This window comes from Streptomyces sp. NBC_00669 (genome assembly GCF_036226785.1).
Taxonomy (GTDB): domain Bacteria; phylum Actinomycetota; class Actinomycetes; order Streptomycetales; family Streptomycetaceae; genus Actinacidiphila.
In genome coordinates, this window is the sequence record NZ_CP109018.1 from 6,174,379 (window position 1) to 6,200,296 (window position 25,918).

Annotated in this window: 18 protein-coding genes and 1 tRNA gene; 2 read left to right on the forward strand and 17 right to left on the reverse strand. The window is 71.4% G+C overall.

Annotated features, from left to right (window positions below; translation table 11 throughout):
• Window positions 1–177: 177 nt before the first annotated feature.
• From OG896_RS26175 to OG896_RS26185, 3 genes are all read right to left on the reverse strand, one after another.
• Window positions 178–543 carry a nuclear transport factor 2 family protein gene (locus OG896_RS26175; protein WP_329369227.1) on the reverse strand — a complete coding sequence of 122 codons (366 nt, stop codon included), beginning with the start codon at window positions 541–543 and terminating at the stop codon, window positions 178–180.
• 285 nt (window positions 544–828) lie between these two features.
• On the reverse strand, window positions 829–2,634 hold the full coding sequence (locus OG896_RS26180; protein ID WP_329369229.1) for a discoidin domain-containing protein: 1,806 nt from the start codon (window positions 2,632–2,634) through the stop codon (window positions 829–831).
• Window positions 2,635–2,918: 284 nt separating this feature from the next.
• Window positions 2,919–4,433, reverse strand: coding sequence for a cellulose binding domain-containing protein (locus OG896_RS26185; protein WP_329369231.1), 1,515 nt, complete (start codon window positions 4,431–4,433; stop codon window positions 2,919–2,921).
• A 492-nt stretch (window positions 4,434–4,925) separates the two neighbouring features.
• Between OG896_RS26185 and OG896_RS26190 the strand changes: the two genes are divergently transcribed.
• Window positions 4,926–7,850, forward strand: a complete 2,925-nt coding sequence (locus tag OG896_RS26190) for a glycoside hydrolase family 48 protein (RefSeq protein WP_329369234.1) — start codon at window positions 4,926–4,928, stop codon at window positions 7,848–7,850.
• A gap of 258 nt (window positions 7,851–8,108) precedes the next feature.
• Here OG896_RS26190 and OG896_RS26195 read toward each other — a convergent pair whose 3' ends face one another.
• From OG896_RS26195 to OG896_RS26210, 4 genes are all read right to left on the reverse strand, one after another.
• Entirely contained in the window at window positions 8,109–8,513 is a 405-nt protein-coding gene (locus OG896_RS26195) for a RidA family protein (RefSeq protein WP_329369236.1), read from the reverse strand.
• 175 nt (window positions 8,514–8,688) lie between these two features.
• A tRNA-His gene (locus OG896_RS26200) sits at window positions 8,689–8,761 on the reverse strand.
• Between the two features lie 77 nt (window positions 8,762–8,838).
• A complete protein-coding gene (gene orn, locus OG896_RS26205; protein WP_329369238.1) occupies window positions 8,839–9,456 on the reverse strand; it encodes an oligoribonuclease in 618 nt (205 codons plus the stop codon).
• 10 nt (window positions 9,457–9,466) lie between these two features.
• Window positions 9,467–10,942 carry a GlxA family transcriptional regulator gene (locus OG896_RS26210; RefSeq protein ID WP_329374286.1) on the reverse strand — a complete coding sequence of 492 codons (1,476 nt, stop codon included), beginning with the start codon at window positions 10,940–10,942 and terminating at the stop codon, window positions 9,467–9,469.
• Window positions 10,943–11,743: 801 nt separating this feature from the next.
• On the opposite strand from OG896_RS26210, the gene OG896_RS26215 reads away from it, so the two are divergent.
• Window positions 11,744–12,265 carry a universal stress protein gene (locus tag OG896_RS26215; protein WP_328464365.1) on the forward strand — a complete coding sequence of 174 codons (522 nt, stop codon included), beginning with the start codon at window positions 11,744–11,746 and terminating at the stop codon, window positions 12,263–12,265.
• A gap of 96 nt (window positions 12,266–12,361) precedes the next feature.
• Here OG896_RS26215 and glmS read toward each other — a convergent pair whose 3' ends face one another.
• From glmS to OG896_RS26265, 10 genes are all read right to left on the reverse strand, one after another.
• Entirely contained in the window at window positions 12,362–14,176 is a 1,815-nt protein-coding gene (glmS, locus tag OG896_RS26220) for a glutamine--fructose-6-phosphate transaminase (isomerizing) (RefSeq protein WP_329369240.1), read from the reverse strand.
• A gap of 76 nt (window positions 14,177–14,252) precedes the next feature.
• Window positions 14,253–14,528, reverse strand: a complete 276-nt coding sequence (locus OG896_RS26225) for a hypothetical protein (RefSeq protein WP_329369242.1) — start codon at window positions 14,526–14,528, stop codon at window positions 14,253–14,255.
• 68 nt (window positions 14,529–14,596) lie between these two features.
• Window positions 14,597–16,543, reverse strand: a complete 1,947-nt coding sequence (locus OG896_RS26230; protein WP_329369244.1) for an IucA/IucC family protein — start codon at window positions 16,541–16,543, stop codon at window positions 14,597–14,599.
• Window positions 16,540–17,088: a GNAT family N-acetyltransferase gene (locus tag OG896_RS26235; protein WP_329369246.1), complete on the reverse strand. Its 549-nt coding sequence runs from the start codon at window positions 17,086–17,088 to the stop codon at window positions 16,540–16,542. The genes OG896_RS26230 and OG896_RS26235 overlap by 4 nt, the downstream gene beginning before the upstream one ends.
• Window positions 17,085–18,413, reverse strand: coding sequence for a lysine N(6)-hydroxylase/L-ornithine N(5)-oxygenase family protein (locus OG896_RS26240; RefSeq protein WP_329369248.1), 1,329 nt, complete (start codon window positions 18,411–18,413; stop codon window positions 17,085–17,087). The genes OG896_RS26235 and OG896_RS26240 overlap by 4 nt, the downstream gene beginning before the upstream one ends.
• A complete protein-coding gene (locus OG896_RS26245) occupies window positions 18,397–19,860 on the reverse strand; it encodes a pyridoxal phosphate-dependent decarboxylase family protein (protein ID WP_329369250.1) in 1,464 nt (487 codons plus the stop codon). Before OG896_RS26245 ends, OG896_RS26240 begins: the two co-directional genes overlap by 17 nt.
• A gap of 109 nt (window positions 19,861–19,969) precedes the next feature.
• Window positions 19,970–21,136, reverse strand: a complete 1,167-nt coding sequence (locus OG896_RS26250; RefSeq protein WP_328464351.1) for an acyl-CoA dehydrogenase family protein — start codon at window positions 21,134–21,136, stop codon at window positions 19,970–19,972.
• A gap of 2 nt (window positions 21,137–21,138) precedes the next feature.
• A complete protein-coding gene (locus OG896_RS26255; protein WP_329374287.1) occupies window positions 21,139–22,071 on the reverse strand; it encodes a hydroxymethylglutaryl-CoA lyase in 933 nt (310 codons plus the stop codon).
• Between the two features lie 146 nt (window positions 22,072–22,217).
• The gene (locus OG896_RS26260) at window positions 22,218–24,227 is read right to left on the reverse strand and encodes an acetyl/propionyl/methylcrotonyl-CoA carboxylase subunit alpha (protein WP_329374289.1); all 2,010 of its coding nucleotides are present in this window, start codon (window positions 24,225–24,227) and stop codon (window positions 22,218–22,220) included.
• A 41-nt stretch (window positions 24,228–24,268) separates the two neighbouring features.
• Window positions 24,269–25,897: a carboxyl transferase domain-containing protein gene (locus OG896_RS26265; RefSeq protein ID WP_329369253.1), complete on the reverse strand. Its 1,629-nt coding sequence runs from the start codon at window positions 25,895–25,897 to the stop codon at window positions 24,269–24,271.
• Window positions 25,898–25,918: the final 21 nt, after the last annotated feature.

Consider the following 25,918-nt stretch of genomic DNA (forward strand, 5'->3'; position numbering starts at 1 on the left):
ACCACGTTCACCACAGCGGGTATGACGGGGACCCTGGCGTGGGGGGTTCGGCCGGCCAGGGTCCCGTTCGCGGGACCGGGGGGAAGGAGGGCGGTGCTGCGGTCTTCGCTGTCGCGGTGGCCGTCGTGGTGGTCGCGTTCCTGATCTATCTGGGTACCCGCTGAGGTCGGGCGCGGGTCAGGCGCCGGCGGGGACCTTGTCGAGGAAGCCGTGGACGCTGTGGATCAGGCCGTCCGTGCCGACCGACACCACGTCGAAGCCGACCACCAGCGACTCGCCGCCCGCGGGGCCCAACTCCCAGGTGAAGCGGGCGATGTTGTGGTGGGCGTCGACCGGGCCGAGGGTGAAGACCAGGCCCGCGAACTGGGCCTGGGCCCCGGCGACCACCTCGCCGAAGGCGGCCCGGCCCGTGACGTCCGCGAGCGGGTCGGTGTAGCTGCCGTTCTCGGCGAACACCTCGGCGATCTTCCAGGTGCGCAGGGCCGGGTCCGCCTCGTTCCAGATGCCGATGTACTGCTCGACCAGGTGCTGGATGTCGCTCATGGCGTTCTCCCATGTGTCGTGACCGGCACCGGTGTGCCGTGTCGTCGCTGGTCACGACGGTACGGAGCGGGAGCGGGCGGCGAATCTGTCACGTATAGGTAGTCGGGTTGGGCCGGACGCGGAAGCACCGCCGGGGGCGAGCCGGGGCACACGCGGATTCGTGTGCCCGGCCCGCCCCCGGCGGCTCCTGTGGGGGGATCTGCGGGAAACGGTTCTCGGGGGGAACGCGGTCCGCACGGCGTGGGGAAGATGTGGGGGGCCGTGCGGACCGCGCCGGTCGCGGGGCTAGAAGCCGACCGCGACCTCCATCCACTGCGGGTTCTGCATCGAGGCGTACGCCGCCTGCCCGGCCACGTCGTCGTACGGGAAGCCGTAGGCCAGCCCGTTGATGGCGTGGTCGTGCCAGAACTTGGCGTACCAGTTGGCCGGGTCGCCCGAGTAGAACTTCGTCGGGTCCTGCTGCTGGTCGGCCGGGAGGGTGGCGGTGTGCCGGTTGAGCGCGGCGCACATGCTCGGGTCGCCGGCCAGCGAGCCCGCGCAGCCGAAGATGTCCGAGGTCGCCGCGTTCACGCCGACCGACTGGGCGTAGGAGGTGAAGTAGTTCTCGTTGGCGCCGCCGGCCCGGAAGCTCGGGTCACTGCCCGGGGCGATGATCCGGTACGGCGCCTGGGTCTGCGCCAGCACCTTGAACTGCTGCGGCACGGCGTCCTGGAACTCCTGGAAGACCTGGTCGCGGCTGGTGGTGAAGAGGTCCTGGTTGTCGCCGAGTTGGATGTCCTGACCGGTGTGCGAGTGCAGCCGGATGGCCAGCGGCAGCGCCCAGGCGTCCACCCGGGTGGTGTTGCCGTTGAAGACGTCCGGGCCGATCGTGAACTCGATGAAGTCGTTGTACTGGCTGTTCGGCGAGCCGACGTAGAAGTACATCCGGCCCGACGAGTTGGCCGGCATGTCGAAGTACGGCTGCTCGGCGATCGAGTGCTCCTGGCCGTCGAAGCTCCAGTAGACCTGGCTGTCGGGATACGCACCGTTGGTCCGGTTGAGTATCGCGACCTCCATCACGTTGTTCGCGGCCGGGATCTGGCTGGTGTCGCCCCAGAAGGAGTCGTCACCACCGGTGGGCGGAGGGCTGGTGGGGGGTGTGGTGGTGCCCGCGGCCAGGTGCACCGAGAACTCCCACAGCGACACGCCGTACGCCGTGGCCCGCGCGGTGGTGTAGACGCGGACGTAGCGGCCGGTGCCGGTGACGTCGATGTTCTGTATGCCGCCGGTGCCGGTCGTGGTGGAGTACACCGTGGTCCAGTTGGTGGCGTCGTCCGAGACCTGGATCTGGTAGGCGGTGGCGTACGCGGTCTCCCAGTTGAGGCCGACGCTGCAGAGCGGTACCGAGGCGCCGAGGTCCACCCGCAGCCACTGCGGGTCGCTGAACGCGCTGGACCAGCGGGTGCCGGTGTCGCCGTCGACCGCCGCGGAGGCCGGGGAGGCCGCGTTCTCGGTGGAGGACGCCGCGGCCGTCCTGCCCTGCGCCGCGTTGTCGGTGGCGCACGCGGTCGGGGTGACGCCGCCGCCGCCGTAGACCTGGAACTCCCAGAGCGAGTAGCCGTACTGGGTGGCGCGCTGGCTGCCGTACATGCGGACATAGCGGCCGGAACCGTTTACGGACAGGGTCTGGTTGCCGCCGGTCCCGGTGGTGGTGGAGTAGACGTCGGTCCAGTCGGTGCCGTTGACCGAGGTCTGGATCTTGAACGCCTTCGCGTACGCCGTCTCCCAGTTGAGGGTCACCTGGCTGATCGACTGGTTGCTGCCCAGGTCGACGCGGAGCCACTGGGGATCGGCCGCGGCGCTGGACCAGCGGGTGCCGGTGTCGCCGTCGACCGCGGCGGAGGCCGGGGTGCCCGCGTTCTCGACCGACGAGGCGGTGGCGGGTCGCCCCTGCGACAGGAGGGCGCCGGCCGCGCGGGCCGGCGACTGCGAGGTGACGACGAGGGCGAGGCCCGCCGTCAGCGCGAGCAGGAGGGCAAGGATGAGATACGGCCGGGATCTGTCGTGCCGTCCGGGCCGTGGCCGCACCAACAGCGAAGTGCTGCCTGACATTTGGTATCTCCTCAACCGGGTGGGGGTCCGTGATGGAGGCCAGGGGGACGCGTGTGAGAGAGCGCTCTCTGGCGAGGTGATGTTTACAAGGCCCGTACATCGGCGTCAATAAGTTGTTCAATACTGGCCTGTTGAGCACTGTCGCCGTTTCGAGTCCCGAACGGACAACCCGCTGCTCACGCGGGAATCGCCGGACAACCCGGACATGCGCGAAGGGGCGGCCCCGTACACGCCATCCGTGTACGGGACCGCCCTGTCCGGGGGCGCCGGGAGCCCGGCCGAACTCAGCCCAGCGCGGCCAGATGGTCCTTGAGGCCCTGCCCGTAGGCGGTGGGCGTTCCGTCGTAAGAGGAGATCAGCGACGGGCCGGAGGAGCAGTCCCAGGTGTTCCAGGTCCAGCCCAGGTAGGACAGGTGGTGCGCGTCCAGCCAGTTCATGAAGGTGTCGGTGAAGGCGTGGGCGCAGGTGTTCTCACCGATCTCGCCCGCCACCAGCGGCACCTGGGCGGCGACCGGGGCGATCTGCGAGTCCCAGCAGGACTGGTTGGCACACGAGTTGAAGTTGTAGACGTGCAGGGAGGCGGCGAGGTTGCCGGTCGGGTCGGTCGGCTCGTGGGCCAGCCAGCCGGTCTCGTCGTTGGAGTACGCCAGGCCGCCGAGCATGATCACGTTCTGCGCGCCGGTGCCGCGTACCGCGTCGACCAGGTCCTGCATGCCGGCCACCTGGTAGCCGATGCCCGGGCAGGTGCCGCCGTCCCGCCAGCAGGTCCACGCCTGCTCCGAGGTGGAGGTGGCGCGGTCCGGGTAGGGCTCGTTGAACAGGTCGAAGACGACCGAGGTGTCGGATTTGAAGGTGTCCGCGACGCTCTGCCAGAACGGGATGGCGTACTGCGCGTCCGGCATCGGCTTCTGGCAGGTGGCGTTGACGTCCGAGCAGCCCGCCGAGTTGCCGGTGTACAGGCCGTGCGTCCAGTGCAGGTCGAGGATGGGCGTGATGCCGTGCGCGACCAGCCGGTTCACCCAGTCGGTGATCGCCGCGATGTAGGCGGCGCCGCCGTCTTCCGCCGGCACGTACGAAAGTCCCTCCCAGCAGTCCTCGTTGAGCGGGACGCGGACCGCGTTGACGCCCTTCCAGCTGGTGATCGCGTCGATCGCCGTGTCGTCGACCGGGCCGTCGAAGATGCCGTTGCCCTGCGCGCAGGCGAACTCGGTGCCGGAGCGGTTCACGCCGTGCAGCACCACCTGCTTCCCGGTGGAGTCCACCAACTCGTTGCCGGAGACGTGCAGTTTCGGCGGGGCCGGGTCGCCGCCGCCGTCGCCCGGCGGGGTGGTCGGGGGCGTGGTGGGCGGAGTGGTCGGGGGAGCGGTGCCGTCGTCCTCGTTGCAGGTGGTGCCGTTGAGCGTGAACGCGGTCGGGCTCGGGTTGCCGCCGGACCAGTCGCCGAGGAACCCGGCGCTGATGCTGCCGCCGCTGGGGATCACGCCGTTGTACGACTCGGACGCCACGCTCACGGTGCTGCCGGCCTGCGACCAGGTGCCGTTCCAGCCCTGGGTGACGTGCTGGCCGCCGGGGAAGTCGAAGGTGAGCCGCCAACTGGTGGTGGCGGCGGAGTTGTTGGTGATCACGACGTCGCCCTGGAAGCCGGCGTCCCACTGGTTGGTCACCGAGTAGGCCACCGTGCAGGCCGGGGTGGCGCCGGCCGCGGCGCCGGCGCCGAGCGCGGGCAGCAGCGCGGCGGCGGCCGCCGCCGTGGTGACGGCGGCGACGGAGAGCGCCGCGGTACGTGTTGGTCGTCGCATGTGCGACTCCTGGGAGTGTGGGGGGTGGTGGGGGGAGGGTGGTGCGGTGGTGCGGTGGTGCGAGGTGCCGGACGTGCGAGGTGCCGGACGTGCCGATGTGCTGTGGGGGTGGGTGTGGGGCCCGGGGCGGGCGCGGACGAGGCGGCCCGAAAGCCGGGCGGGCCCGGCGGTGCGGGCCGCCTCGTGGCCCGGGTGGTGCGCAAACGGGGAAGGAACATGGACGCGCTCCCACTGGTCCGCCGGAGACCCTAGCGGGTCACCGTCCGTCCCGGTAGGGGTGAGGTAAAGGCCGGGTCGGTTTCCGGTCGGCTCGACCGTGATGAAGTGGGCGGTTTTCAGGAGCAATTGGCGGTTGAGACGGCATGGGCATGCCGTTGCGATCGGCCTCTTGACAGCGCTTCGTGGCACCCCGATGGTGGGAGCGCTCCCACTGGTTCAGTTGCACTTCCCCCCACGTTCCCCCCACAACGAACCGCGAGGAGGACCTCTCGCATGCCCAGAGGAAGACCTTTCAGAAAGCGGCTGAGAAGGCTGGTGACGGCCTTCACGGCCGCGCTCGCCGTGCCGCTCGCCATGACGGTGGCGGGCGGCACGGCCGCGCACGCGGCGGACATCCGGTGCGCCGTCGACTACACGACCAACGACTGGGGCGGCGGCTTCACCGCCAACGCCAAGATCACCGACCTCGGCGACGCCCCGATCGACGGCTGGACGCTGACCTACGCGTACTCCGGTGACCAGACGCTGCAGAGCGGCTGGAACGGCGACTGGTCGCAGGCCGGCAAGGCCGTGACTGTCAAGTCGCTGGACTGGAACAAGACAATCGCGGCCGGCGGCAGCGTCACCGCGAGTGCCAATTTCACCTACACGGGCAGCAACGCGGCACCCACCGCGTTCGCCGTCAACGGCACGGCCTGCGGCGGCGCGCACCAGCCGCCGCTGCCGGTGCTGACCAGCCCCGCGGCCGGCGCCACGTACAACGCGGGCGCCGACATCCCGCTGGCGGCCACCGCCGTGGCCGCGGACGGCGCGACGATCACCAAGGTCGAGTTCTACAGCGACGACGTGCTGCTGGGGACCGACACCACCGCGCCCTACACCACGGACTGGTCGTCGGTTCCGGCCGGGGACTACTCGGTGTACGCCAAGGCGTACGACAGTCTCGGCGCGAGCGCCGAGTCCACGCCGGTGGGCCTGCACGTGGTGGCCGGGCCGTCGATCGTGGCCACCCCGGCGCAGGTCTCCGTCCAGCAGGGCGGCACCGGCGGCTTCGCGGTGAAGCTGTCCAGCGCTCCGACCTCCGATGTCACGGTGGCGGTGGCGCGTTCCGCGGGCAACACCGGGCTGAGCGTCACGTCCGGCGCGAGCCTGACCTTCACCCCGTCGAACTGGAGCACCACGCAGCAGGTCACCCTCGCGGCCGACAGCGGCGGCACCGGCGCGGCGACCTTCACCGCGACGGCCGACGGCTATCTCAAGGCGAGCGTGACCGCCACGGAGATCGGCGCCACCAGCGACTACGACGCGCGCTTCCTGTCGCTGTACGGCAAGATCACCGACCCGGCCTCCGGCTACTTCTCACCCGAGGGGATTCCGTACCACTCGGTGGAGACGCTGATCGTGGAGGCCCCGGACTACGGCCACGAGACGACCTCCGAGGCGTACTCGTACATGATCTGGCTACAGGCGATGTACGGCCAGGTCACCCAGGACTGGAGCAAGTTCAACGCGGCCTGGGCGACCATGGAGAAGTACATGATCCCCACCCACGCCGACCAGCCCACGAACAGCTACTACAACGCGAGTTCACCGGCGACCTACGCGCCGGAGCACGACCTGCCCTCGGAGTACCCGTCGCAGCTCGACGGCAGCGTGCCGGTCGGTCAGGACCCGATCGCGGGTGAGCTGAAGTCGGCGTACGGCACCGACGACATCTACGGCATGCACTGGCTGGAGGACGTCGACAACGTCTACGGCTACGGTGACACGCCCGGTGGCGGCTGCGAGCTGGGCCCGACGGCGAAGGGGCCGTCGTACATCAACACCTTCCAGCGCGGCTCGCAGGAGTCGGTCTGGGAGACCGTACCCCAGCCGACCTGCGACGACTTCAAGTACGGCGGCAAGAACGGATATCTGGACCTGTTCACCGGCGACTCCAACTACGCCACGCAGTGGAAGTACACGGACGCGCCGGACGCCGACGCGCGGGCGATCCAGGCCGCCTACTGGGCGGACACCTGGGCGCAGGAGCAGGGCAAGGAGGCCGACGTGAAGGCCACCGTCGCGAAGGCCGGCGAGATGGGCGACTACCTGCGCTACTCGTTCTTCGACAAGTACTTCAAGAAGATCGGCGGTTGCACGAGCCCCACCTCGTGCCCGGCCGGCACCGGCAAGGACAGCGAGCACTACCTGCTGTCCTGGTACTACGCCTGGGGCGGCTCGACCGGCTCCGGCGGCGGCTGGGCCTGGCGGATCGGCGACGGCGCCTCGCACTTCGGCTACCAGAACCCGCTGGCGGCCTACGCGTTGACCACCGACGCCAACATGGCGCCCAAGTCGGCCACCGGCAAGCAGGACTGGACCACCAGCCTGGGCCGGCAGCTGGAGTTCTACCAGTGGCTCCAGTCCGACGAGGGCGCCATCGCCGGTGGCGCCACGAACAGTTGGGACGGCGCCTACGCCCAGCCCCCGGCCGGCACGCCCACCTTCTACGGGATGGCGTACGACTGGGAGCCCGTCTACCACGACCCGCCGTCGAACCAGTGGTTCGGCATGCAGGCGTGGTCGATGGAGCGGGTCGCGGAGTACTACCAGCAGACCGGTGACGCGAAGGCCAAGGCGATCCTGGCCAAGTGGGTGAACTGGGCGATGTCCGAGACCACGGTGAACGCGGACGGCACTTTCCAGATCCCGTCCGACCTCGCGTGGTCCGGCGCACCGGACACCTGGAACCCGGCCAGTCCGGGCGCCAACTCCGGCCTGCACGTGACGGTCACGTCCTACGGCGACGACCTGGGCGTCACCGCGGCCTACGCCAAGACGCTCGCCTACTACGCCGCCAAGTCCGGTGACACCGCGGCCCAGGCGGAGTCGAAGGCCCTGCTCGACGGCATGTGGGACCACTACCAGGACCCGCTGGGCATCGCGGCCCCGGAGACCCGCGCGGACTACTCGCGGTTCTCCGACCCGGTGTACGTGCCGTCCGGCTGGACCGGGACGATGCCGAACGGCGACAAGATCGACTCCAGCTCCACCTTCCTGGAGCTGCGGTCCTTCTACAAGGACGACCCGAACTGGTCGAAGGTCGCGGACTACCTGAACGGCGGGGCCGTGCCGACCTTCACCTACCACCGGTTCTGGGCGGAGGCGGACATCGCGATGGCGATGGGCACGTACGCCCTGCTCTTCGAGGAATAGCGCCACCAGGCCCCCGGAGGCGGGGGCGGCGGGAGATGACCCGGGCGGCCTGACCGCTCCCGGCCCGCCGCCGCCCGTCCCCGGCCCGGGCGCCGGGGCCCGCCCCTCGCCGAGAGTGCGGGGGCGGGCCGCCGGCGCCGTATCGCGCGCCCGTGCCGGTGTGCTGCGGCTCGGCGCCTGCGTACCGGGGCCCGTGTCCGTGTCCGTGTGCTGGGTGCCGGGGGCTGCGTGCCGAGGGCCGGTCTCGGGTGCCGCGCCCTACGCCTTCGCGCCGTCGACCACGGCCATCGCCTCGATCTCCACCCGGAACGCCGGATGGACCAGGGCCGAGACCTGGACCAGCGAACTGGCGGGCAGCCGGGCCGGGTCGAAGTGCTCGTCCCGCACCCGGCGGAAGGCGGCCAGGTCGGAGCCGATGTCGGTGAGGAAGACGGTGATCTTCACGACGTCCGCGAGGTCCGCGCCCGCGGCGTCCAGGACGGACGCCAGGTTCGCGAACACCTGCCGGACCTGCGCCTCGGCGTCGCCCTCGCCGACCAGCGTCCCGTCCGCGTCCACGGGCACCTGCCCCGAGACGACGACGGTCGTGCCGGTGAAGGCGACCGCGTGGCTGTATCCGTTGACGGGCGCGCTGCCCTCGGGCCGTTCGTATCGAGTGATCACGCGATCATCATGCCGCTTCCCGCCCGCGCGCGGTGAAGGTGCCCAGGTGGCCCGCCGGCCCGGTGACGTGGTGGCGCGGTGACTTGGCGGCCTGGCCGCCCGGTGACGCGGTGGCCCGCGCAGACGAAAGCGGCCGCTGTTCTGCCGGAGCAGATCAGCGGCCGCCTCGCGTGAGGGTGAGTGACGGGACTCGAACCCGCGACATCCTGGACCACAACCAGGTGCTCTACCATCTGAGCTACACCCACCATGAGCGGCGCTTTTCCCTACCGGGGTGGCGCCGCCTGGAAAAGTGTACAGGGTGGGGAGGGGTGGTCGCGCCCGCTTATCCGGCGGGGTGCGGAGCCGGCGGAAGGACGTGCTTGGCGGCGATCGCGCGGGCGGTGTCCGTGTCGGGGCCGGGGGCGGGCACGAAGACGGCCTCGCGGTAGTAGCGCAGCTCGGCGATGGACTCGCGGATGTCGGCGAGCGCGCGGTGGTTGCCGTTCTTCTCGGGGCTGTTGAAGTACGCCCGCGGGTACCAGCGGCGGGCCAGTTCCTTCACCGAGGAGACGTCCACGATGCGGTAGTGCAGGTGCTGCTCCAGCGTCGGCATGTCCCGGGCGAGGAAGCCGCGGTCGGTGGAGACGGAGTTGCCGCACAGCGGGGCCTTGCGCGGCTCGGCGACGTGCTCGCGGATGTAGTCCAGGACGGCCTTCTCCGCCTCGGCCATGCCGACCCCGTCGGGCAGTTCCTCCAGCAGTCCGGAGGTGGTGTGCATCTGCCGGACGATCTCCGGCATGGTCTCCAGCGCCTCGGCGGGCGGGCGGATCACGATGTCCACCCCCTCGCCGAGGACGTTGAGCTCGGAGTCGGTGACGAGCGCGGCCACCTCGATCAGCGCGTCATGCGCCAGCGAGAGGCCGGTCATCTCACAGTCGATCCACACCATCCGGTCGTTCATGTGTCTCACCCTACGGGCGATCACGCGGTCCCGGGAGGGCGGCTCCCAGCCCGCGCCCGGCACGCAGCCGCCCGCGGGCCGGCCCGTCGGCCGGATCGGGCCGCCCGGACTGCTCCGGGACCCGTGCGGACGTGGTGTACGCGTCCGGGTCGCCCTTGGCCGGAGCGGCCAGCACCTGCGAGCCGCCACCAGGACCGGCGCCGGGACTGCCACCGGCTCCGGCCCCCGCTCCGGCCCCCGCTCCGGTCGCGGAGCCGTGCCCGCCGCCGTGCCCGCTCCCACTCCCGTGGGCGTTCCCGTTCCCGTTCCCGTGGCCGTGGCCGTGTGCGGCCCCGGCCCCGGCCCCGGCCGCGGACCCGCCGCCCGGACCGCCCCTGCGCGCAGGTGGCACCTCGGGAGGCGGCGCGGCGCGGTCGCTGTCGTCCTGCGGCCTGCGGGCCCGGTACGCGGCGCGGTACGACGCGGGGGACGAGCCGAGCTGCCGCCGGAAGTGCCCGCGCAGCGCCACCGGCGAGCGGAACCCGCACCGCCCGGCCACCTCGTCGACCGAGTAGTCCGATGTCTCCAGCAGCCGCTGCGCCTGGAGCACCCGCTGCGTGATCAGCCACTGCAACGGCGCGCTGCCGGTCAGCGAGCGGAACCGGCGGTCGAAGGTGCGCCGGCTCATGTAGGCGCGCGCGGCCAGCGCCTCGACGTCGAACTGCTCGTGAAGATGCTCCAGCGCCCACGCGACGACCTCGGCCAGCGGGTCCGCGCCGATCTCCTCTGGTAAAGACCGGTCCATGTGCCGCTGCCCGGTCTGCCAGTCCGCCCGGCGCGGCGGCACGACCAGCCGGCGGGCGAGCGCGGCGGCCGCGTCCGTGCCGTGGTCGGTGCGCACCACGTGCAGGCACAGGTCGATGCCGGCCGCGGTCCCGGCGGAGGTGAGCACGTCGCCGTCGTCCACGAACAGCTCGCGCGGGTCCACGTGCACCGACGGATAGCGCTTGGCCAGCGTCGGCGCGTACATCCAGTGCGTGGTGGCCGGGCGGCCGTCCAGCAGGCCGGCGGCGGCGAGCACGAAGGCGCCGGTGCACAGGCCGATGATCCGGGCACCCTCCTCGTGCGCGCGACGGATCGCGTCCAGCGCCTCGGGCGGCGGGGCCTGGGATATCGAGCGCCAGGTCGGCACCACCACGGTGCCGGCCCGGGCGAGCGCCTCAAGGCCGTAGGGCGCGGTCAGTTCGAGCCCGCCGGTGGTGCGCAGCGCACCCTCCTCGCCGGCGCAGACCAGCAGCCGGTAGCGGGGCACGCCCGCGTCCTGCCGGTCGATGCCGAAGACGGACAGGGGTATGGAACTCTCGAAGATCGGACCACCGCTGAAGAGCAGCACCGCGACGACCTCGGGCCGGCGGCGCGCGGAGAGCTTGCGGATGGCGCGAGGCGATGCCGATGGTGCTTGCGACGGAGTGTCCGCCGCCGTACCGGAACTGGACTCCTGGCTCATGGAGCTCAAGCCCCCCTCGTATCGACGCGTCGTCCCCTCGGTCCTGCACGTAATCCCCCGCTGTCCAGCGCAGTCACCCATGATCAAATCTACTGTGTCAGGTGGGGCGTTAGTGACAAGTTCACCATCTGACGCTAAGTCGACAAGGCAACGTGGCGTAAAGCATTCGATCACGAAGCGTTTCACCCAGGCGGCCCGCTGGGAAGTACGCCTCATGTCGCCGGGACCCCGGACCGCACCGTCCGCGTCCTGCCGCATCGTAGAACCGCTGGTGGCGCAGGTGTTAGTGCGCACGGCCGCCAACGAATGCGTAACGGCGCCAAGTTGGCCGAAAATCGCTGCTCCGGTGCGGAATGCGCGTACGGCTTTCGCGGGTATTCCGGGGTGAACTTGCACCTGTGTGACCGCCGCCGGCGCGGTGCACGCGGTGCTGGTCGGGCTGGGCGGAAGGTGGTGACGGGAGTTGTCGGGGAGGTGGCCGCAATGCGCCCCCGCGGTGCGCCCGTGCGCCGAACCGTGCAGCCGGTTGGCGCGATGGCGTCGCACTCATTGGCGCGGTGCCGTTGCGCTCTTGGCTTCCCTCCGGCATTCTCCTGGGAACTCCGGGTACGGAAGACGTACGGAAGAGCCTGTGAAGGGCACGTCAGCTCTGTGCAGGCGCTTGCGCCGGCCGTACCCTGGAGGGAGTGGGACGGGAAGTGGTGAACTGGCCGAAACCGGCCGCTGCGGCGGCCCGCCCCGCGAGAAACGTCTTGTCCGCTGCTCGGCGCGTCAGCGCCGCCCTCGCCGAGAATCCGCATCATGGCCGCTCATGAGATTCCCGAGCCCGCCGACGGCAGGCCGCTTGCCGACTCCGCGGCGGTCCCCGAGCTGGCCACCGCGCGGCACCACTCCTGCGACCCGGCCTTCCGGCACGGCGTCGTCGTCGGCTTCGATGGGTCCCTCTCCAGCGAGCGGGCCCTGTCGTACGCGATCGGGATGGCCCGCAGAACGCACTCCGCACTGATCATCGTGCATGTCGCCAACCGGCTGCCCGCCACCGTCTGGGCCGGCTGCGAGCCACCCGTCTTCGTCGACGTGCCCGACCACCGCACCGAGGTGCTCGGTCTGGAGCTGGCCTGCGCCGACCACCTCGCCGAGATCTCCTGGGTGCTGGTGGAGCGCGGCGGCGACATCTGCCACGAGCTGGAGGAGGTCGGCAAGGAGTACGAAGCCGACGCGATCGTGGTCGGCGGCACGCACGGCATGGTCGGCCGGATCTTCGGTTCGGTGGCCGGGCGGCTGGCTCGCCGGGCGCAGCGGCCGGTGGTGGTCATTCCGTAGCGGCCCGGCCGGTGCGGGCGCGGTCTGTTCGGCCCGTGCGGCGGGCCCGGCCGGGGTGCGGTCCGGGCCCACCACGGGTGTTCCAGGGGCCGCGACTCACTCCACGGTGACCGACTTCGCCAGGTTGCGCGGCTTGTCGATGTCCCGGCCAAGCGCGAGAGCGGTGTGGTACGCGAAGAGCTGCAGCGGGATGCCCATCAGGATCGGGTCCAGCTCGTCCTCGTTCTTCGGCACGATGATCGTGTGGTCGGCCTTCTCCTGCTCCTGGTGGGCCACGGCCAGGATGCGGCCGCTGCGGGCCTTGATCTCCTCCAGCGCGGCCCGGTTCTTCTCCAGCAGGTCGTCGTCGGGCACGATCGCCACCGTCGGCATCGCCGGCTCCACCAGCGCCAGCGGGCCGTGCTTCAACTCGGAGGCCGGGTACGCCTCGGCGTGGATGTAGCTGACCTCCTTCAGCTTCAGCGACGCCTCCCGGGCCACCGGGTAGCCCCGCACCCGGCCGATGAACAGCATCGACTTCGCGTCCGCGAAGTGCAGCGCCAGCCGCTTGATCTCCGGCTCCGCCTTGAGGATCTCGTCGATCTGGCCGGGCAGCCGCCGCAGCCCCTCGATGATCCGCCGGCCGTCGGCGACCGACAGGTCCCTGATCCGGCCCAGGTGCAGCGCGAGCAGCGCGAAGGCCACCACCGTGTTGGTGAAGCACTTCGTGGACACCACGCACACCTCGGGCCCGGCGTGCACGTAGGTGCCGCCGTCCGCCTCCCGGGCGATCGCCGAACCCACCACGTTGACCACGCCGAGCACCCGCGCGCCCTTGCGCTTCAGCTCCTGCACGGCCGCCAGCACGTCGTACGTCTCGCCGGACTGCGACACCGCCACGTACAGCGTGTCCGGGTCGACCACCGGGTTGCGGTAGCGGAACTCCGAGGCGGGCTCGGCGTCCGCGGGGATACGGGCCAGCTCCTCGATGAGCTGCGCGCCGATCTGGCCCGCGTGGTAGCTGGTGCCACAGCCGAGGATCTTGATCCGCCGCACCCCGCGCGCCTCGCGCGGGTCCAGGTTGAGGCCGCCCAGGTGCACCGTGGCGAACTTGTCGTCGATCCGTCCGCGCAGCACCCGGTCCACCGCCTCGGCCTGCTCGGCGATCTCCTTGTGCATGTAGGTGTCGTGACCGCCCATGTCGTACGACTCGGCCTCCCACTCCACGGTGGTCGGCGTGGCGGTGGTCCGTGAGCCCTCGGTGGTGTACGTGCGGAAGTCGTCGGACTTGAGGGTGGCCATCTCGCCGTCCGCGAGCGTGACGACCTGGCGGGTGTGGGCGACGAGCGCGGCCACGTCGGAGGCGACGAACATCTCCTTCTCGCCGATGCCGAGCACCACCGGGGAGCCGTTGCGGGCCACCACGATCCGGTCCGGGAAGTCGCGGTGCAGCACCGCGAGGCCGTAGGTGCCCTCGACCGCGCGCAGCGCCTCGCTGACCCGCTGCTCCAGCGTGTCGGCCTGCGAGCGGGCGATGAGGTGGACGAGTACCTCGGTGTCGGTCTCCGAGGCGAAGACGGTGCCCTCGGCGGTGAGCCGGGCGCGCAGCTCCGAGGCGTTGTCGATGATGCCGTTGTGCACGATGGCGACGGCGCTGTCCGCGTCGAGGTGCGGGTGCGCGTTGGCGTCGCTGGGCGCGCCATGGGTGGCCCAGCGGGTGTGGGCGATGCCGGTGGTGCCGGCGAAGCGCTTGGGCACGCGCGCCTCCAGGTCGCGCACCCGGCCCTTGGCCTTGACGGTCCGCAGCTCGCCGGACCTGCCGGTGATCACGATGCCGGCCGAGTCGTAGCCTCGGTACTCCAGCCGCTGCAGGCCCTCCAGCAGCAGTGGTGCCACGTCACGCCTGCCGATGTAGCCGACAATTCCGCACATGTGCCGTCCCTCTCGGTCGTACCTGTCGGGGGTGCCCGGTGCGCCCCTGAGCGCCCGGTCGGGTGGGGGTGCCCGGTCAGCCGTAGACGATCCGGCGCAGCTGGCGCTGGGAGAGCGCGGCCGGGGCGACCGCCCGGTGCGGCAGCTCCTCGCCGATCCGCTCGAAGATCTCCGTGTTGACCAGCCCCTTCACCTGGAGCTCGCGGTGCCTGCGGCGGACGTACTCCTCGGTCGTCTCGTCGAAGTAGGCCAGGACGTCCAGCACCACCCGGGACGCCTCGCCGCGGTGCAGCGACGTGGTGCGGACCAGGTGGTCGATGAGGTCTTCGTAGGACGTCCGGTGTTCGGGCACCCGTTGATACTCATCAGATCATCCCTGCTTTGCAAGAATCCTGCCCGTTTTCGGGCACCCCTGCGCGATTAGTGAGGGCCGAACGGGTGAGCGGCGAGCGGATTGTCCAGTATTCCGACGAACTGGAGTGCCGCCGAGGGGTCGGCGAGGTCGACCATGCTGCGGTTGTTCCGGAGCTGGAGCCGGTTCAGGCAGGACCGGGCGAAGCTCGGCGCGAACAGGTCGTGGCGGCGGAAGCGCCCGGCCAGCTCGGGGTGGGCCCGCTGGTAGTCCGCGACGCACTCGGCGACCGTCCGCCAGAAGGCGTCCTGGTCCAGGACCCGGCCGGTGTGCAGGATCGCGGACAGGAAGCGGAGGAAGCAGTCGAAGACGTCCGTGAACACGCACAGCGCCTGCTCGTCGTCCGGGATGGCGGCGCGGACCCGCCGCACCTCCGGCGGCAGATCCGCCTCCGGGTCCATCACCACGATCTCCTCGGCGATGTCCTTGAAGACCACCCGCTCCACCCGGCCGTCGGCGTCGAGCACGAGGATGACGTTCTCGCCGTGCGGCATGAAGGCCAGGCGGTGGGCGTACATGCAGTGCACGACCGGCACCAGGTACGCGTCCAGGTAGCCGCGCAGCCAGCGCTCGGGCGGCTCGCCGGAGCGGGCGATCAGCGCGGCGGCGAAGGAGCCGCCGTCGGGATCGACGTGCAGCAGCGAGGCCATCGTCGCCGCCGACCGCCCCGGGCCCAGCCCGGGCACCGGGCTCTCCCGCCACAGTGCGGCCAGCATCTTGCGGTACGGCGAGCCCGGCTCGGTGGCGGCCTCGTACGGCAGCGGGTGGTAGCCGACGGCGGCGCGCTCGCGCAGGATCGAGAAGCGGGCGGCGGTCAGGGTCGGGTCGGCGGCGACCAGGTCGGCGACCCAGTCGTTGATCGCGGGGGTGCCGGCCATGTACGCGGCGGACAGGCCGCGCAGGAACCCCATGTTGAGGACGGACAGCGCGGTCTTCACGTAGTGGCGTTCGGGGTGGTCGGCGTTGAAGAAGGTGCGGACCGACTGCTGGGCGAGGTGCGTGTCGTCGCCCGGGCCGAGGTGGACGAGGTGCCGCTGGGCGACCTCGCCGGCGAAGGTGGTGGCGAGGCGGTGCTCCCACTGCCAGGGGTGGGCGGGGATCAGGAGGTAGTCGGCGGGGTCGAGGCCGAGGTCGCGGAGGGTCTGCGCGAAGCGCTCCCGGGTGGAGGCGTCCAGCTCGCCCGCGATCAGGTCGTCGTAGCTGAGGCCGGCGCCCACGCTGAAGCGGGCGCGGTCGCGGTGGGCGGCCAGCCAGGTCAGCCGGACGGGGGTGGCGGCCTCCGGGGTGTACACGGCCAGGTCGTGGGCGCCGAAGCCGATGCGGCCGCTGTTGGCCACGAAGCAGGGGTGCCCTTCGAGCATGGCGGCTTCGACGGTCTGGAAGGGGGCGCGGCTGAGTGCGGCGGCGCTGGGAGTGGCAGGAGTGGCGGGGGCGCCGGGTGCGTGAGGGGTGCCGTCCGCGCCAGGGGTGCCAGGGTCGGCGGTCGTGCCGTCGCCGGTGTGCTTGCCGTACTTGTACGCGAGCGACGCGAGGGTGGAGGTGATCTCCTCCAGGTACAGCGGCAGGACGTCGTCGCCGAGTGCGAGGGAGGTGCGGAATTCCGCGAAGAAGGCGAGCGCGTCCAGCGGCAGGTCCTCGCCGATGGGGTCCGGGGCGGCCGGGCTCTGGGCACTCTCGCGGGTCCGGGTGAGGGAGGCCGGGTCGAGGTGCCAGTGGTCGAGCGCCAGCCGGTCGGCGCGGAAACGGTACGCCGTGCCGCCGTCGTCGCTGCGGACCGTGTACCACCCGCTGCCGCGCTCCTCGTCGCGGGCCGGCGTCAGCAGCTTCTCGTGCGCGAACTCCGCGAGCGCCTTGCGGACCAGGTGGCGGGTCGCGCGCGCCCACAGTTCCGGGTTCAGGTGGGCGGTGGCCGGGTCCAGGGCCGGTTCCAGGCCCGAGCGGACGGAGGTCGTCATCGCACCCGCCCCCCGTCGAGCGCCGCTTCGTACCCCGCGCGGGTGCAGATGCTCAGCAGCGCCTCCTTCTCCGGCTTGCGTATCCGGCGTACCACCTCGAAGCCGACCGTCTTGTTGAGCGCGTGGACCGCGGTGTTGCGGACGTCCGGCTCGACCACGACACGGCGTACCGAGGGGTCGGCGAACAGTTCGCCCATCACCGCGGCGATGACCGCCCGGGTGAAGCCGTGCACGGGCCGGTCGGCCGGCGCGACCAGGAAGTGCATCCCGACGTCGCCGGGCTCGGCGTCGTACAGCCCGGGCAGTTCCACCCGCGCGGGGTCGTACCGCTCCAGCAGGCAGACGGGTTCGCCGTCGTACGACCCGATGAACGCGTCCTGGTACGGCGCCTGCGCGATGTCCGCGTAGGCGCGCTCGACGTCGTACCGGCTCGCGTCGGACATCAGCCAGAACGACGCCTTGGGGTGGGTGACCCAGGTGTGCAGCAGGCCGGCGTCGGCGGGCGGGTCGACCGGGCGGAAGGTGAAGCGGGCGGGGGCGGTCATACGGTGAACTCCTGGAAGGCGATGGCCGTTTCCACCCGGTACGGCTCCTCGCCGTCGAGCAGGTGGCGGATGATGCGGGAGTTGCGGTAGGCGGCCATGCCGAGGTCGGGGGCGGCGAAGCCGTGGGTGTGCAGCTCGGCGTTCTGGACGTAGATGCCGCGGCCGGTGACGTCGATCGCGTAGTCCCGGCTGACGTCGTAACGGCCCTGGTCGTCCCAGCGGATGCGGTCGCGGACCGGGTCGAGGAAGTCCGGCACCTGGTAGCGGTAGCCGGTGGCCAGCACCAGGCCCTCGGTGGTGAGGGTGTGCGTGCGGTCCTGCTCGTGCTGGCGCAGCCCGAGGGTGTACGTGCCGGTGGCCGGATCGTGATCGGCGCTGTCCAGCGAGGTGTTGGTGAGCAGGCGGGTGGGGACCTTGCCGCGGCGGCTCTTGGCGTAGAGCAGGTCGAAGATCGCGTTGATCAGGTCGGAGTCGATGCCCTTGTACAGGCTCTTCTGCGTGCTGTTGAGCGAGTCGCGGACCGGGGCGGGCAGCGCGTGGAAGTAGTCGATGTACTCCGGTGAGGTCATCTCCAGGGTGAGCTTGGTGTATTCGAGCGGGAAGAAGCGGGGGGAGCGGGTCACCCAGGTGAGGTGGTAGCCGAGGGAGTCGATGTCCTGGAGCAGGTCGTGATAGATCTCGGCGGCGCTCTGCCCGCTGCCGACGATGGTGATGCTCCGCTTCTCCTGGAGCCCGGGTTTCGCCGCCAGGTAGCGGGAGTTGTGCAGGAGGTCGCCGCCGAGGCCGTCCACCGCGGAGGGCAGGTGGGGCGGGGTGCCGGTGCCCAGCACCAGGCGCGGCGCGTGGTACGTCTCGCCGTTCGCCGTCCGCACCTCGTATTCCGCGTGGCGCTCGTCGTAGACCACCTCGGTCACGGTGCGTTCGAAGCGCACCGAGGACAGGCGGGCGGCGGCCCACCGGCAGTAGTCGTTGAACTCCTCGCGCAGCGGGTGGAAGTTCTCGCGGATGTAGAAGGGGTACAACCGGCCGGACTGCTTGAGGTAGTTGAGGAAGCTGAAGGGCGAGGTGGGGTCGGCGAGGGTCACCAGGTCGGACATGAACGGGGTCTGGAGGCTGCTGCCCTCCAGGAACATGCCGGAGTGCCAGTCGAAGTCGGGCTTGCTCTCCAGGAACACGCCGCGGGGGTGGGGGAGCGGGGCGGTGAGGCAGGCGAGGCCGAGGTTGAAGGGGCCGAGGCCGATGCCGATGAAGTCGAGCGCGTCGCCGGAGCCGGCCGGTTCCGTAGCCGTGGCTGCGGCGTTGCGGGGGTCACGAGGCGTGGACAAGCGTCTCTCCCGTGGTCGTGGTGGCGAGGTGGCGGTCGGCGTGCCCGGCGAGCAGGTCGAGGACCGCGGTGATGTCGGCGAGCGTGGTGTTCGGGTTGAGCAGGGTGAACTTCAGGTAATGGCTGCCGCGGACCTTCGTGGCGGCGACCACGGCCTGGCCTGCGGAGGACACCGCCTGGCGGGCGTGCAGGTTGGCGCGGTCGATGTCGGACGGGGTCGCGATGCCGGACGGCAGCCAGCGGAAGACCAGGGTGGACAGCGTGGGGCGGACGACGACCTCGAAACGGGGGTCGGCGTCCAGTACCGTCCAGGCCGCGTCGGCCAGGTCCAGCACCTCATCGAAGAGCGCGCCCACCCCGTCGGCGCCCATCACCCGCAGCGTCATCCACAGCTTGAGCGCGTCGAAACGGCGGGTGGTCTGGAGCGACTTGTCCACCTGGTTGGGGATGCGCTCGGCCGCCGCTCGGCGGGGGTTGAGGTAGTCGGAGTGGTAGGTGGCGTGCCGCAGCGTGCCGCGGTCGCGCACCAGCACGGCACTCGAACTGACTGGCTGGAAAAAGGACTTGTGATAGTCGACGGTCACGGAATCGGCGGCCTCGATGCCGTCGAGCAGGTGCCGGCGGGTGGTGGAGGCGAGCAGCCCGCAGCCGTAGGCGGCGTCCACATGCAGCCAGACGCCGTGCCGGGCGCAGAGCGCGGCGAGGGCGGGGAGCGGGTCGATGGAGCCGAAGTCGGTGGTGCCGGCGGTGGCCACCACGGCCATCGGGACCAGCCCGTCGCGGGCGCACTGCTCCAACTCACGGGCGAGCGCCGCGGGTTGCATCCGCCGGTCGCGGTCGCAGGGCAGCGTGATGACCGCGTCCGCGGACAGGCCGAGGAGCTTCGCGGACTTGCGGACGCTGAAGTGGCCGCACTCGGAGGTCAGGATGCGCAGCCGGGCCGGATCGGCGCCGTGACCGACCGCCTCCTCCCGGGCCAGCAGCAGCGCCTGGAGGTTGGACTGGGTGCCGCCGCTGGTGAACACCCCGTCGGCGGCCGGGCCGAGGCCGATCCGGGCCGCCGTCCAGTCGATCAGCCGGCGCTCGATCAAGGTGGCGCCGGCGCTCTGATCCCAGGTGTCCAGCGAGGAGTTGACCGCGCTGAGCACGGCCTCGGCGGCGATCGCGGGGATCGCCACCGGGCAGTTGAGATGGGCGAGATAGCGGGGATGGTGGAAGTAGACGGCGTCGCGCAGATAGACCGACTCCAGCTCCTCCAGGGCGGCGGCGGTGTCGCCGAGGGGCTGGTCGAGGTCGACGGCGTCGACCCGGGGAGCGAGGGCGTCGGGGCTGATGCCGGTGAACGGCCGGTCGGTCGCGGCCAGGGTGGCCGCCACCCGCTCGACTCCCTCGGCGACGGAGCGCCGGTACTGCTCCGTCGTGGCGTCACTGAGCAGGTGTGAGCGCATGGGTGGACCTCTCACTGGGGGGATGAGTTAGGTTAGCCTAACCTAACTCACTGGCCCCGGTGGGCCCACCCCAGCACTTCTGCCCCTTTCGCCGGCTACCTCTGCCGCGTTATTCGGACAATCCCAACTCCCTTGCGATCAGCATCCGCTGGACCTCGCTGGTGCCCTCGCCGATCTCCAGGATTTTGGCGTCCCGCCACATCCGGGCCACCGGATACTCGTTCATGAAGCCGTACCCGCCGTGGATCTGGGTGGCCTCGCGAGCGTTGGTCACCGCGATCTCCGAGCTGTAGAGCTTCGCCAGCGCCGCCTCCTTCTTGAACTTCTCCCCGCTCACCAGCCGCGACGCCGCGTCCCGCCAGGCCAGCCGCGCGGTGTGGGCCCGCATCTCCATGTCCGCGAGCTTGAACTGGATCGCCTGGTTGGCGCCGATCGGCCGCCCGAACGCCTTCCGCTGCCGCGCGTAGGCCAGGGACTCGTCCAGGCACCCCTGCGCCAACCCGGTGGCCAGCGCGGAGATCGCGATCCGCCCCTCGTCCAGAATCCGCAGGAACTGGGCGTATCCCCGGCCCTCCGCACCCAGCAGGTTCGCCGCCGGCACCCGGCAGTCCGCGAACGACAACTCCCGGGTGTCCGAGGCGTTCCACCCGACCTTGCTGTACTTCTTCGACACCGTGAACCCCGGGGTGCCGGACGGCACGATGATCGAGGAGATCCGCGGCCGGCCGTCCTCCTTGCGACCGGTCACCGCGGTCACCGTGACCAGGCCGGTGATGTCGGTGCCGGAGTTGGTGATGAAGCACTTCGTGCCGTTGATCACCCACTCGCCGCTCGACTCGTCCAGCCGCGCGGTGGTCCTGGTGCCGCCCGCGTCCGAACCGCACTCCGGCTCGGTCAGCCCGAAAGCACCCAGCATCTCGCCCGAGCACAGCCGCGGCAGCCAGGTCCGCTTCTGCTCCTCCGTGCCGAACCGGAACACCGGCATCGCGCCCAGCGACACCCCCGCCTCCAGGGTGATCGCCACCGACGAGTCGACCCGCGCCAACTCCTCCAGCACCAGCCCCAGCGCGAAGTAGTCCCCGCCCATCCCGCCGTACTCCTCCGGGAACGGCAGCCCGAACAGGCCCATCCGCCCCATCTCCCGCACGATCTCGTACGGGAACTCCTCCCGCTCGTAGAAGTCGCCGATCTTCGGTGCGATCACATCGCGGGCGAACTCCGCCACGGTCGCCCGCAGCGACTCGTGCTCCTCGGACAGACGGTGGTCGATCGACATGGCTACGGCTCCCGGTGGGTGAGGGCGCGGACGGTACGGGACGGGCTCGGCCGTCCCAACTGCTCCGCCATCCAGACGCTTGTGGCGCTGAGGCGGTCGAGGTCGACCCCGGTCCTGATGCCGAGTCCGTGCAGCATCCAGACGAGGTCTTCGGTGGCGAGGTTTCCGGTGGCGCTCTTGGCGTAGGGGCAGCCGCCCAGGCCGCCGGCCGAAGCGTCGACGACGCCGACGCCCCGCTGGAGTGCGGCCAGCGTGTTCGACAGGGCCTGACCGTAGGTGTCGTGGAAGTGCACCGCGAGGTGTCCGATCGGGACCCCGCCGGCGGTCAACTCGTCCAGCAGCGCCACCACATGGCCCGGCGTCGCCACCCCGATGGTGTCGCCGAGGCTCAACTCGGTGCAGCCCAGCTCGTACAGCCGCCTGGCCACCCCCGCCACCTGCCCGACCGGTACCGGGCCCTCCCAGGGGTCGCCGAAGCACATCGACAGATAGCCGCGCACCCGTACTCCCTCGGCCCGGGCCCGCGCCACCACCGGCTCGAACATCGCCAGCGACTCCGCCACCGTCCGGTTCAGGTTCGCCCGGGCGAAGGACTCGGTGGCGCTGCCGAACACCGCGATCTCCCGCACTCCCAGCTCCAGCGCCCGCTCCAGCCCCCGTGCGTTCGGCACCAGCACCGGCAGCCGCAGCTCCGGGTCCCGGGCCAGGTCGGCCAGGAGTGGCATCAGCTCGGCTGCGTCCGCCAACTGCGGCACCCACGTGGGGTGGACGAAGCTGGTCGCCTCGATCGTGGTCAGCCCCGCTTCCGCCAGCCGGTGCACGAACCGCGCCTTCACCTCCGTCGGCACCGTCGACTTCTCGTTCTGCAGGCCGTCACGGGCGCCGACTTCATGGATGCGGACGTACTCCGGCAGTCCCGGCATCGGCACCGCCATCGGCAGGCCCGCGGGCAGCCCCTCCGTGCGGCTGCTCGTGCCCGCTTCCGGGCTGCTGCCGCTGCTCCCGCTGCTTCCGTCAGTCCCGTCAGTCCTGCCGGCACCGCCGGTCCCGGTGCCGCGCACCGCCGATCCGTCGCCGGCCGTCATGACGCCTCCCCGGAGCCGAGGGCCGAACCGTCCGGGCCGCCGTCCGGCGCCACCACCGCCAGCACCTGGTCCATCGCCACCGTGCTGCCCGCGGTGACGTCGATCTCCGTCACCGTGCCGTCATGCGGCGCGGCGATCACGTGCTCCATCTTCATGGCCTCCACCACCAGCAGACTCTGCCCCGCCACCACCTGCTCGCCCTTGGCGACCTTCACCACCGTGACCGTGCCCGGCATCGGCGCGGTCAGCGCACCACCCCCGGCGCCCGCCGCCGCACCCCGCAGCGCCGCCGCCACCGGGTCGTACGACTGCACCCGCCAACTGTCGCCGTCCCGGCCCAGCCACTCGCCCGCCCGGTCGAAAGCCGACGCCCTGTCCTCGCGGTACAGCACCACCCGCGAGCCGGTCACATCGATGCGTGCCCGCACCGGCGGACCGTCGCCGATCCGCACCCGGCCGTCGCGCACTCCCACCCGCACCGGCTCCCGGCCCGGCACCCGCAGATGGTGCACCGTCCAGGCCGGCTCCCCGCCCAGCCGCCACCCGCTCGGCACCGAGAACGGGTCGACCCACCCGCCGTCCTCCGCCGGCGCTGCCAACTCGCGCTGCCGCAGCAGCGCCGCCGCCTCGTACACCTCGTCCGGCACCCCGTCCGGCAGCAGCCCGGCCGCGTCCCGGTCGATCAGCCCGGTGTCCAACTCGCCCGCCACCACGGCCGGATGCGCGAGCAGCCGCCGCAGGAACCCGGTGTTCGTCTCCAGGCCCAGCACCACCGTGCCGGCCAGCGCCGCCCGCAGCCTGCGCAGCGCCGTCGCCCGGTCGGGGCCGTGCGCGATCACCTTGGCGAGCATCGGGTCATAGGCGGTGCCGACCTCGGTGCCCGCCGCCAGACCGGAGTCCACCCGCACCCCGGGCCCGGCCGGGTCACGCAACTCCAGCACGGTGCCCGCCGACGGCAGGAAGTCCACCGAGCCGTCGCCCGGCCGGGCCGTCTCCGCGCAGATCCGCGCCTCGATCGCGTGCCCGGTCAGCGTCACGTCCTGCTGGCCGAAGTCCAGCGGTTCCCCGCAGGCCACCCGCAGTTGCCACTCCACCAGGTCCAGCCCGGTCACCAACTCCGTCACCGGGTGCTCCACCTGGAGCCGGGTGTTCATCTCCATGAAGTAGTACGCGGCCGGGTCCGCGCCGGGCACGATGAACTCCACCGTGCCCGCGCCGGTGTACCCGCACGAACGCGCCGCCTGCACCGCCGCCTCGCCCATCGCCGCCCGGGTGGCCGGGTCCAGCAGCACCGACGGCGCCTCCTCGATCACCTTCTGGTGCCGGCGCTGCAACGAGCACTCCCGCTCGCCGAGGTGCACCACATTGCCGTGCGCGTCGGCCAGCACCTGGATCTCGATATGGCGCGGCCGGTCGATCCACCGCTCCACCAGCAGCGTGTCGTCCCCGAACGAACCGCGCGCCTCCCGGCGGGCCGCCGCGATCTCCTCGGGCAGCCGCGCCGCGTCCCGTACCAGCCGCATGCCCTTGCCACCGCCGCCCGCGGACGGCTTGAGCAGCACCGGCATGCCGATCTCCCGCGCCGCCTCGGCCAGTTCGCCGTCGGTCAACCCGCTGCCGCTGCTGCCGGGCACCACCGGCACCCCGGCGGCCTGCACGGTCTGCTTGGCCCGGATCTTGTCGCCCATCAGCTCGATCGCGTCGGCCGGCGGCCCGATGAAGACCAGCCCGGCCTGTGCGCAGGCCCGGGCGAAGCCCGCGTTCTCGGCGAGGAATCCGTATCCGGGGTGGACGGCCTGAGCACCGGCCGCGCCCGCCGCCCGCACCAGCTCGGACGCCGACAGGTAACTGTCCACCCGCACCGCGGTGTCGGCCTCCCGCACATGCCGGGCGCCGGCGTCCGCCTCGGTGAACACGGCCGCCGACCGCACTCCTGACTCCCGCAGGGTGCGCATGACCCGCACCGCGATCTCTCCCCGGTTGGCCACCAGCACGGTGTCGAACATCGCCGGCCGGCTCGGGGTGGTGTTGCTGCTCATCTCGGCCCTCACATCCGGAAGACGCCGTAGCCCGGCGCGGTCGGATCGGCTTCGGGCAGTGGCGCGTTGGCACAGGCGGTCAGCGCCAGACCCAGTACGGTGCGGGTCTCCAGCGGGTCGATCACCCCGTCGTCCCACAGCCGGGCCGTCGCGTAGTAGGCGTTGCCCTGGGTCTCGTACTGCTCGCGGATCGGAGCCTTGAAGTCCTCCTCCGCCTGCTCGCTCCACTTCTCGCCGGCCGCGGCCAACTGGTCCCGCTTCACCGTCGCCAGCACCGAGGCGGCCTGCTCGCCGCCCATCACGGAGATCTTGGCGTTGGGCCACATCCACAGGAAGCGGGGGCTGTAGGCCCGGCCGCACATGGAGTAGTTCCCGGCGCCGTAGGAGCCGCCGATCACCACCGTCAGCTTCGGCACCCGGGCACACGCCACCGCCGTCACCATCTTCGCGCCGTGTTTGGCGATGCCGCCCGCTTCGTACTGCCGGCCCACCATGAAGCCCGAGATGTTCTGGAGGAAGAGCAGCGGGATGCCGCGCTGGTCGCAGAGTTCGATGAAGTGCGCGCCCTTGAGGGCGGATTCGGCGAACAGGATGCCGTTGTTCGCCACGATGCCGACCGGATGGCCCTGGAGGTGGGCGAATCCGGTGACCAGCGTGGTGCCGTACTCCGCCTTGAACTCCGCGAAGCGGCTGCCGTCGACCAGCCGGGCGATCACCTCCCGCACGTCGTACGGCGTACGGGAGTCCGCCGGCACCGCGCCGTACAGCCCCGCCGGGTCCACCGCGGGCGGTTCCGCGGGCCGCACCGTCCACGGCGGCGCGCCCCGGGCCGGCAGGGTGGCCACGATGTCGCGGACGATGCTCAACGCGTGCGCGTCGTCCTCGGCGAGATGGTCGGTGACACCGGACGTCCGGGAGTGCACCTCGCCGCCGCCGAGTTCCTCCGCGGTGACCACCTCTCCGGTGGCGGCCTTCACCAGGGGCGGGCCGCCGAGGAAGATCGTGCCCTGGTTCCGCACGATCACGGCCTCGTCGCTCATCGCCGGGACATAGGCACCGCCGGCGGTGCACGAACCCATCACCGCGGCGATCTGCGGGATGCCGCGGGCCGACATGGTGGCCTGGTTGTAGAAGATCCGGCCGAAGTGGTCGCGGTCGGGGAAGACCTCGTCCTGCCGGGGGAGGAAGGCGCCGCCGGAGTCCACCAGGTAGACGCAGGGCAGCCGGTTGTCGAGCGCGACCTCCTGGGCCCGCAGGTGCTTCTTGACGGTCATCGGGTAATAGGTGCCGCCCTTGACGGTGGCGTCGTTGGCCACCACCACGACCTCGCGGCCCGAGACCCGGCCGATGCCGGCGATCACCCCCGCCGCGGGGGCCTGGCCGTCGTACATCCCGTCGGCGGCGAGCGGAGCAAGTTCGAGGAAGGGGGAGCCCGGGTCGAGCAGTCCGTCCACCCGGTCCCGCGGCAGCAGTTTTCCCCGGGAGGTGTGCCGTGCGCGCGCCTTCTCCCCGCCGCCGAGCCGCGCGGCGGCAAGCTTGTCACGCAGAGTCGCCGTGAGTGCGGTGTGCGCCTGCGCGTTGGCGCGAAATGCCTCCGATGCCGGATCTGCGGCACTGGACAGGGCGGGTGCTGCCATGGGTCGGCCCCCCGGGTGTTA

Bases quoted from the DNA above. Each gene is read 5' to 3' on its own strand.
- OG896_RS26245 (WP_329369250.1), bottom strand. From the start codon at position 19,860: ATGCGCTCACACCTGCTCAGTGACGCCACGACGGAGCAGTACCGGCGC.
- OG896_RS26185 (WP_329369231.1), bottom strand. From the start codon at position 4,433: ATGCGACGACCAACACGTACCGCGGCGCTCTCCGTCGCCGCCGTCACC.
- OG896_RS26190 (WP_329369234.1), top strand. From the start codon at position 4,926: ATGCCCAGAGGAAGACCTTTCAGAAAGCGGCTGAGAAGGCTGGTGACG.
- OG896_RS26250 (WP_328464351.1), bottom strand. From the start codon at position 21,136: ATGTCGATCGACCACCGTCTGTCCGAGGAGCACGAGTCGCTGCGGGCG.
- OG896_RS26230 (WP_329369244.1), bottom strand. From the start codon at position 16,543: ATGACGACCTCCGTCCGCTCGGGCCTGGAACCGGCCCTGGACCCGGCC.
- OG896_RS26210 (WP_329374286.1), bottom strand. From the start codon at position 10,942: ATGAGCCAGGAGTCCAGTTCCGGTACGGCGGCGGACACTCCGTCGCAA.
- orn (WP_329369238.1), bottom strand. From the start codon at position 9,456: ATGAACGACCGGATGGTGTGGATCGACTGTGAGATGACCGGCCTCTCG.
- OG896_RS26260 (WP_329374289.1), bottom strand. From the start codon at position 24,227: ATGTTCGACACCGTGCTGGTGGCCAACCGGGGAGAGATCGCGGTGCGG.
- OG896_RS26175 (WP_329369227.1), bottom strand. From the start codon at position 543: ATGAGCGACATCCAGCACCTGGTCGAGCAGTACATCGGCATCTGGAAC.
- glmS (WP_329369240.1), bottom strand. From the start codon at position 14,176: ATGTGCGGAATTGTCGGCTACATCGGCAGGCGTGACGTGGCACCACTG.
- OG896_RS26265 (WP_329369253.1), bottom strand. From the start codon at position 25,897: ATGGCAGCACCCGCCCTGTCCAGTGCCGCAGATCCGGCATCGGAGGCA.
- OG896_RS26215 (WP_328464365.1), top strand. From the start codon at position 11,744: ATGGCCGCTCATGAGATTCCCGAGCCCGCCGACGGCAGGCCGCTTGCC.
- OG896_RS26235 (WP_329369246.1), bottom strand. From the start codon at position 17,088: ATGACCGCCCCCGCCCGCTTCACCTTCCGCCCGGTCGACCCGCCCGCC.
- OG896_RS26180 (WP_329369229.1), bottom strand. From the start codon at position 2,634: ATGTCAGGCAGCACTTCGCTGTTGGTGCGGCCACGGCCCGGACGGCAC.
- OG896_RS26255 (WP_329374287.1), bottom strand. From the start codon at position 22,071: ATGGCGGTGCCGATGCCGGGACTGCCGGAGTACGTCCGCATCCATGAA.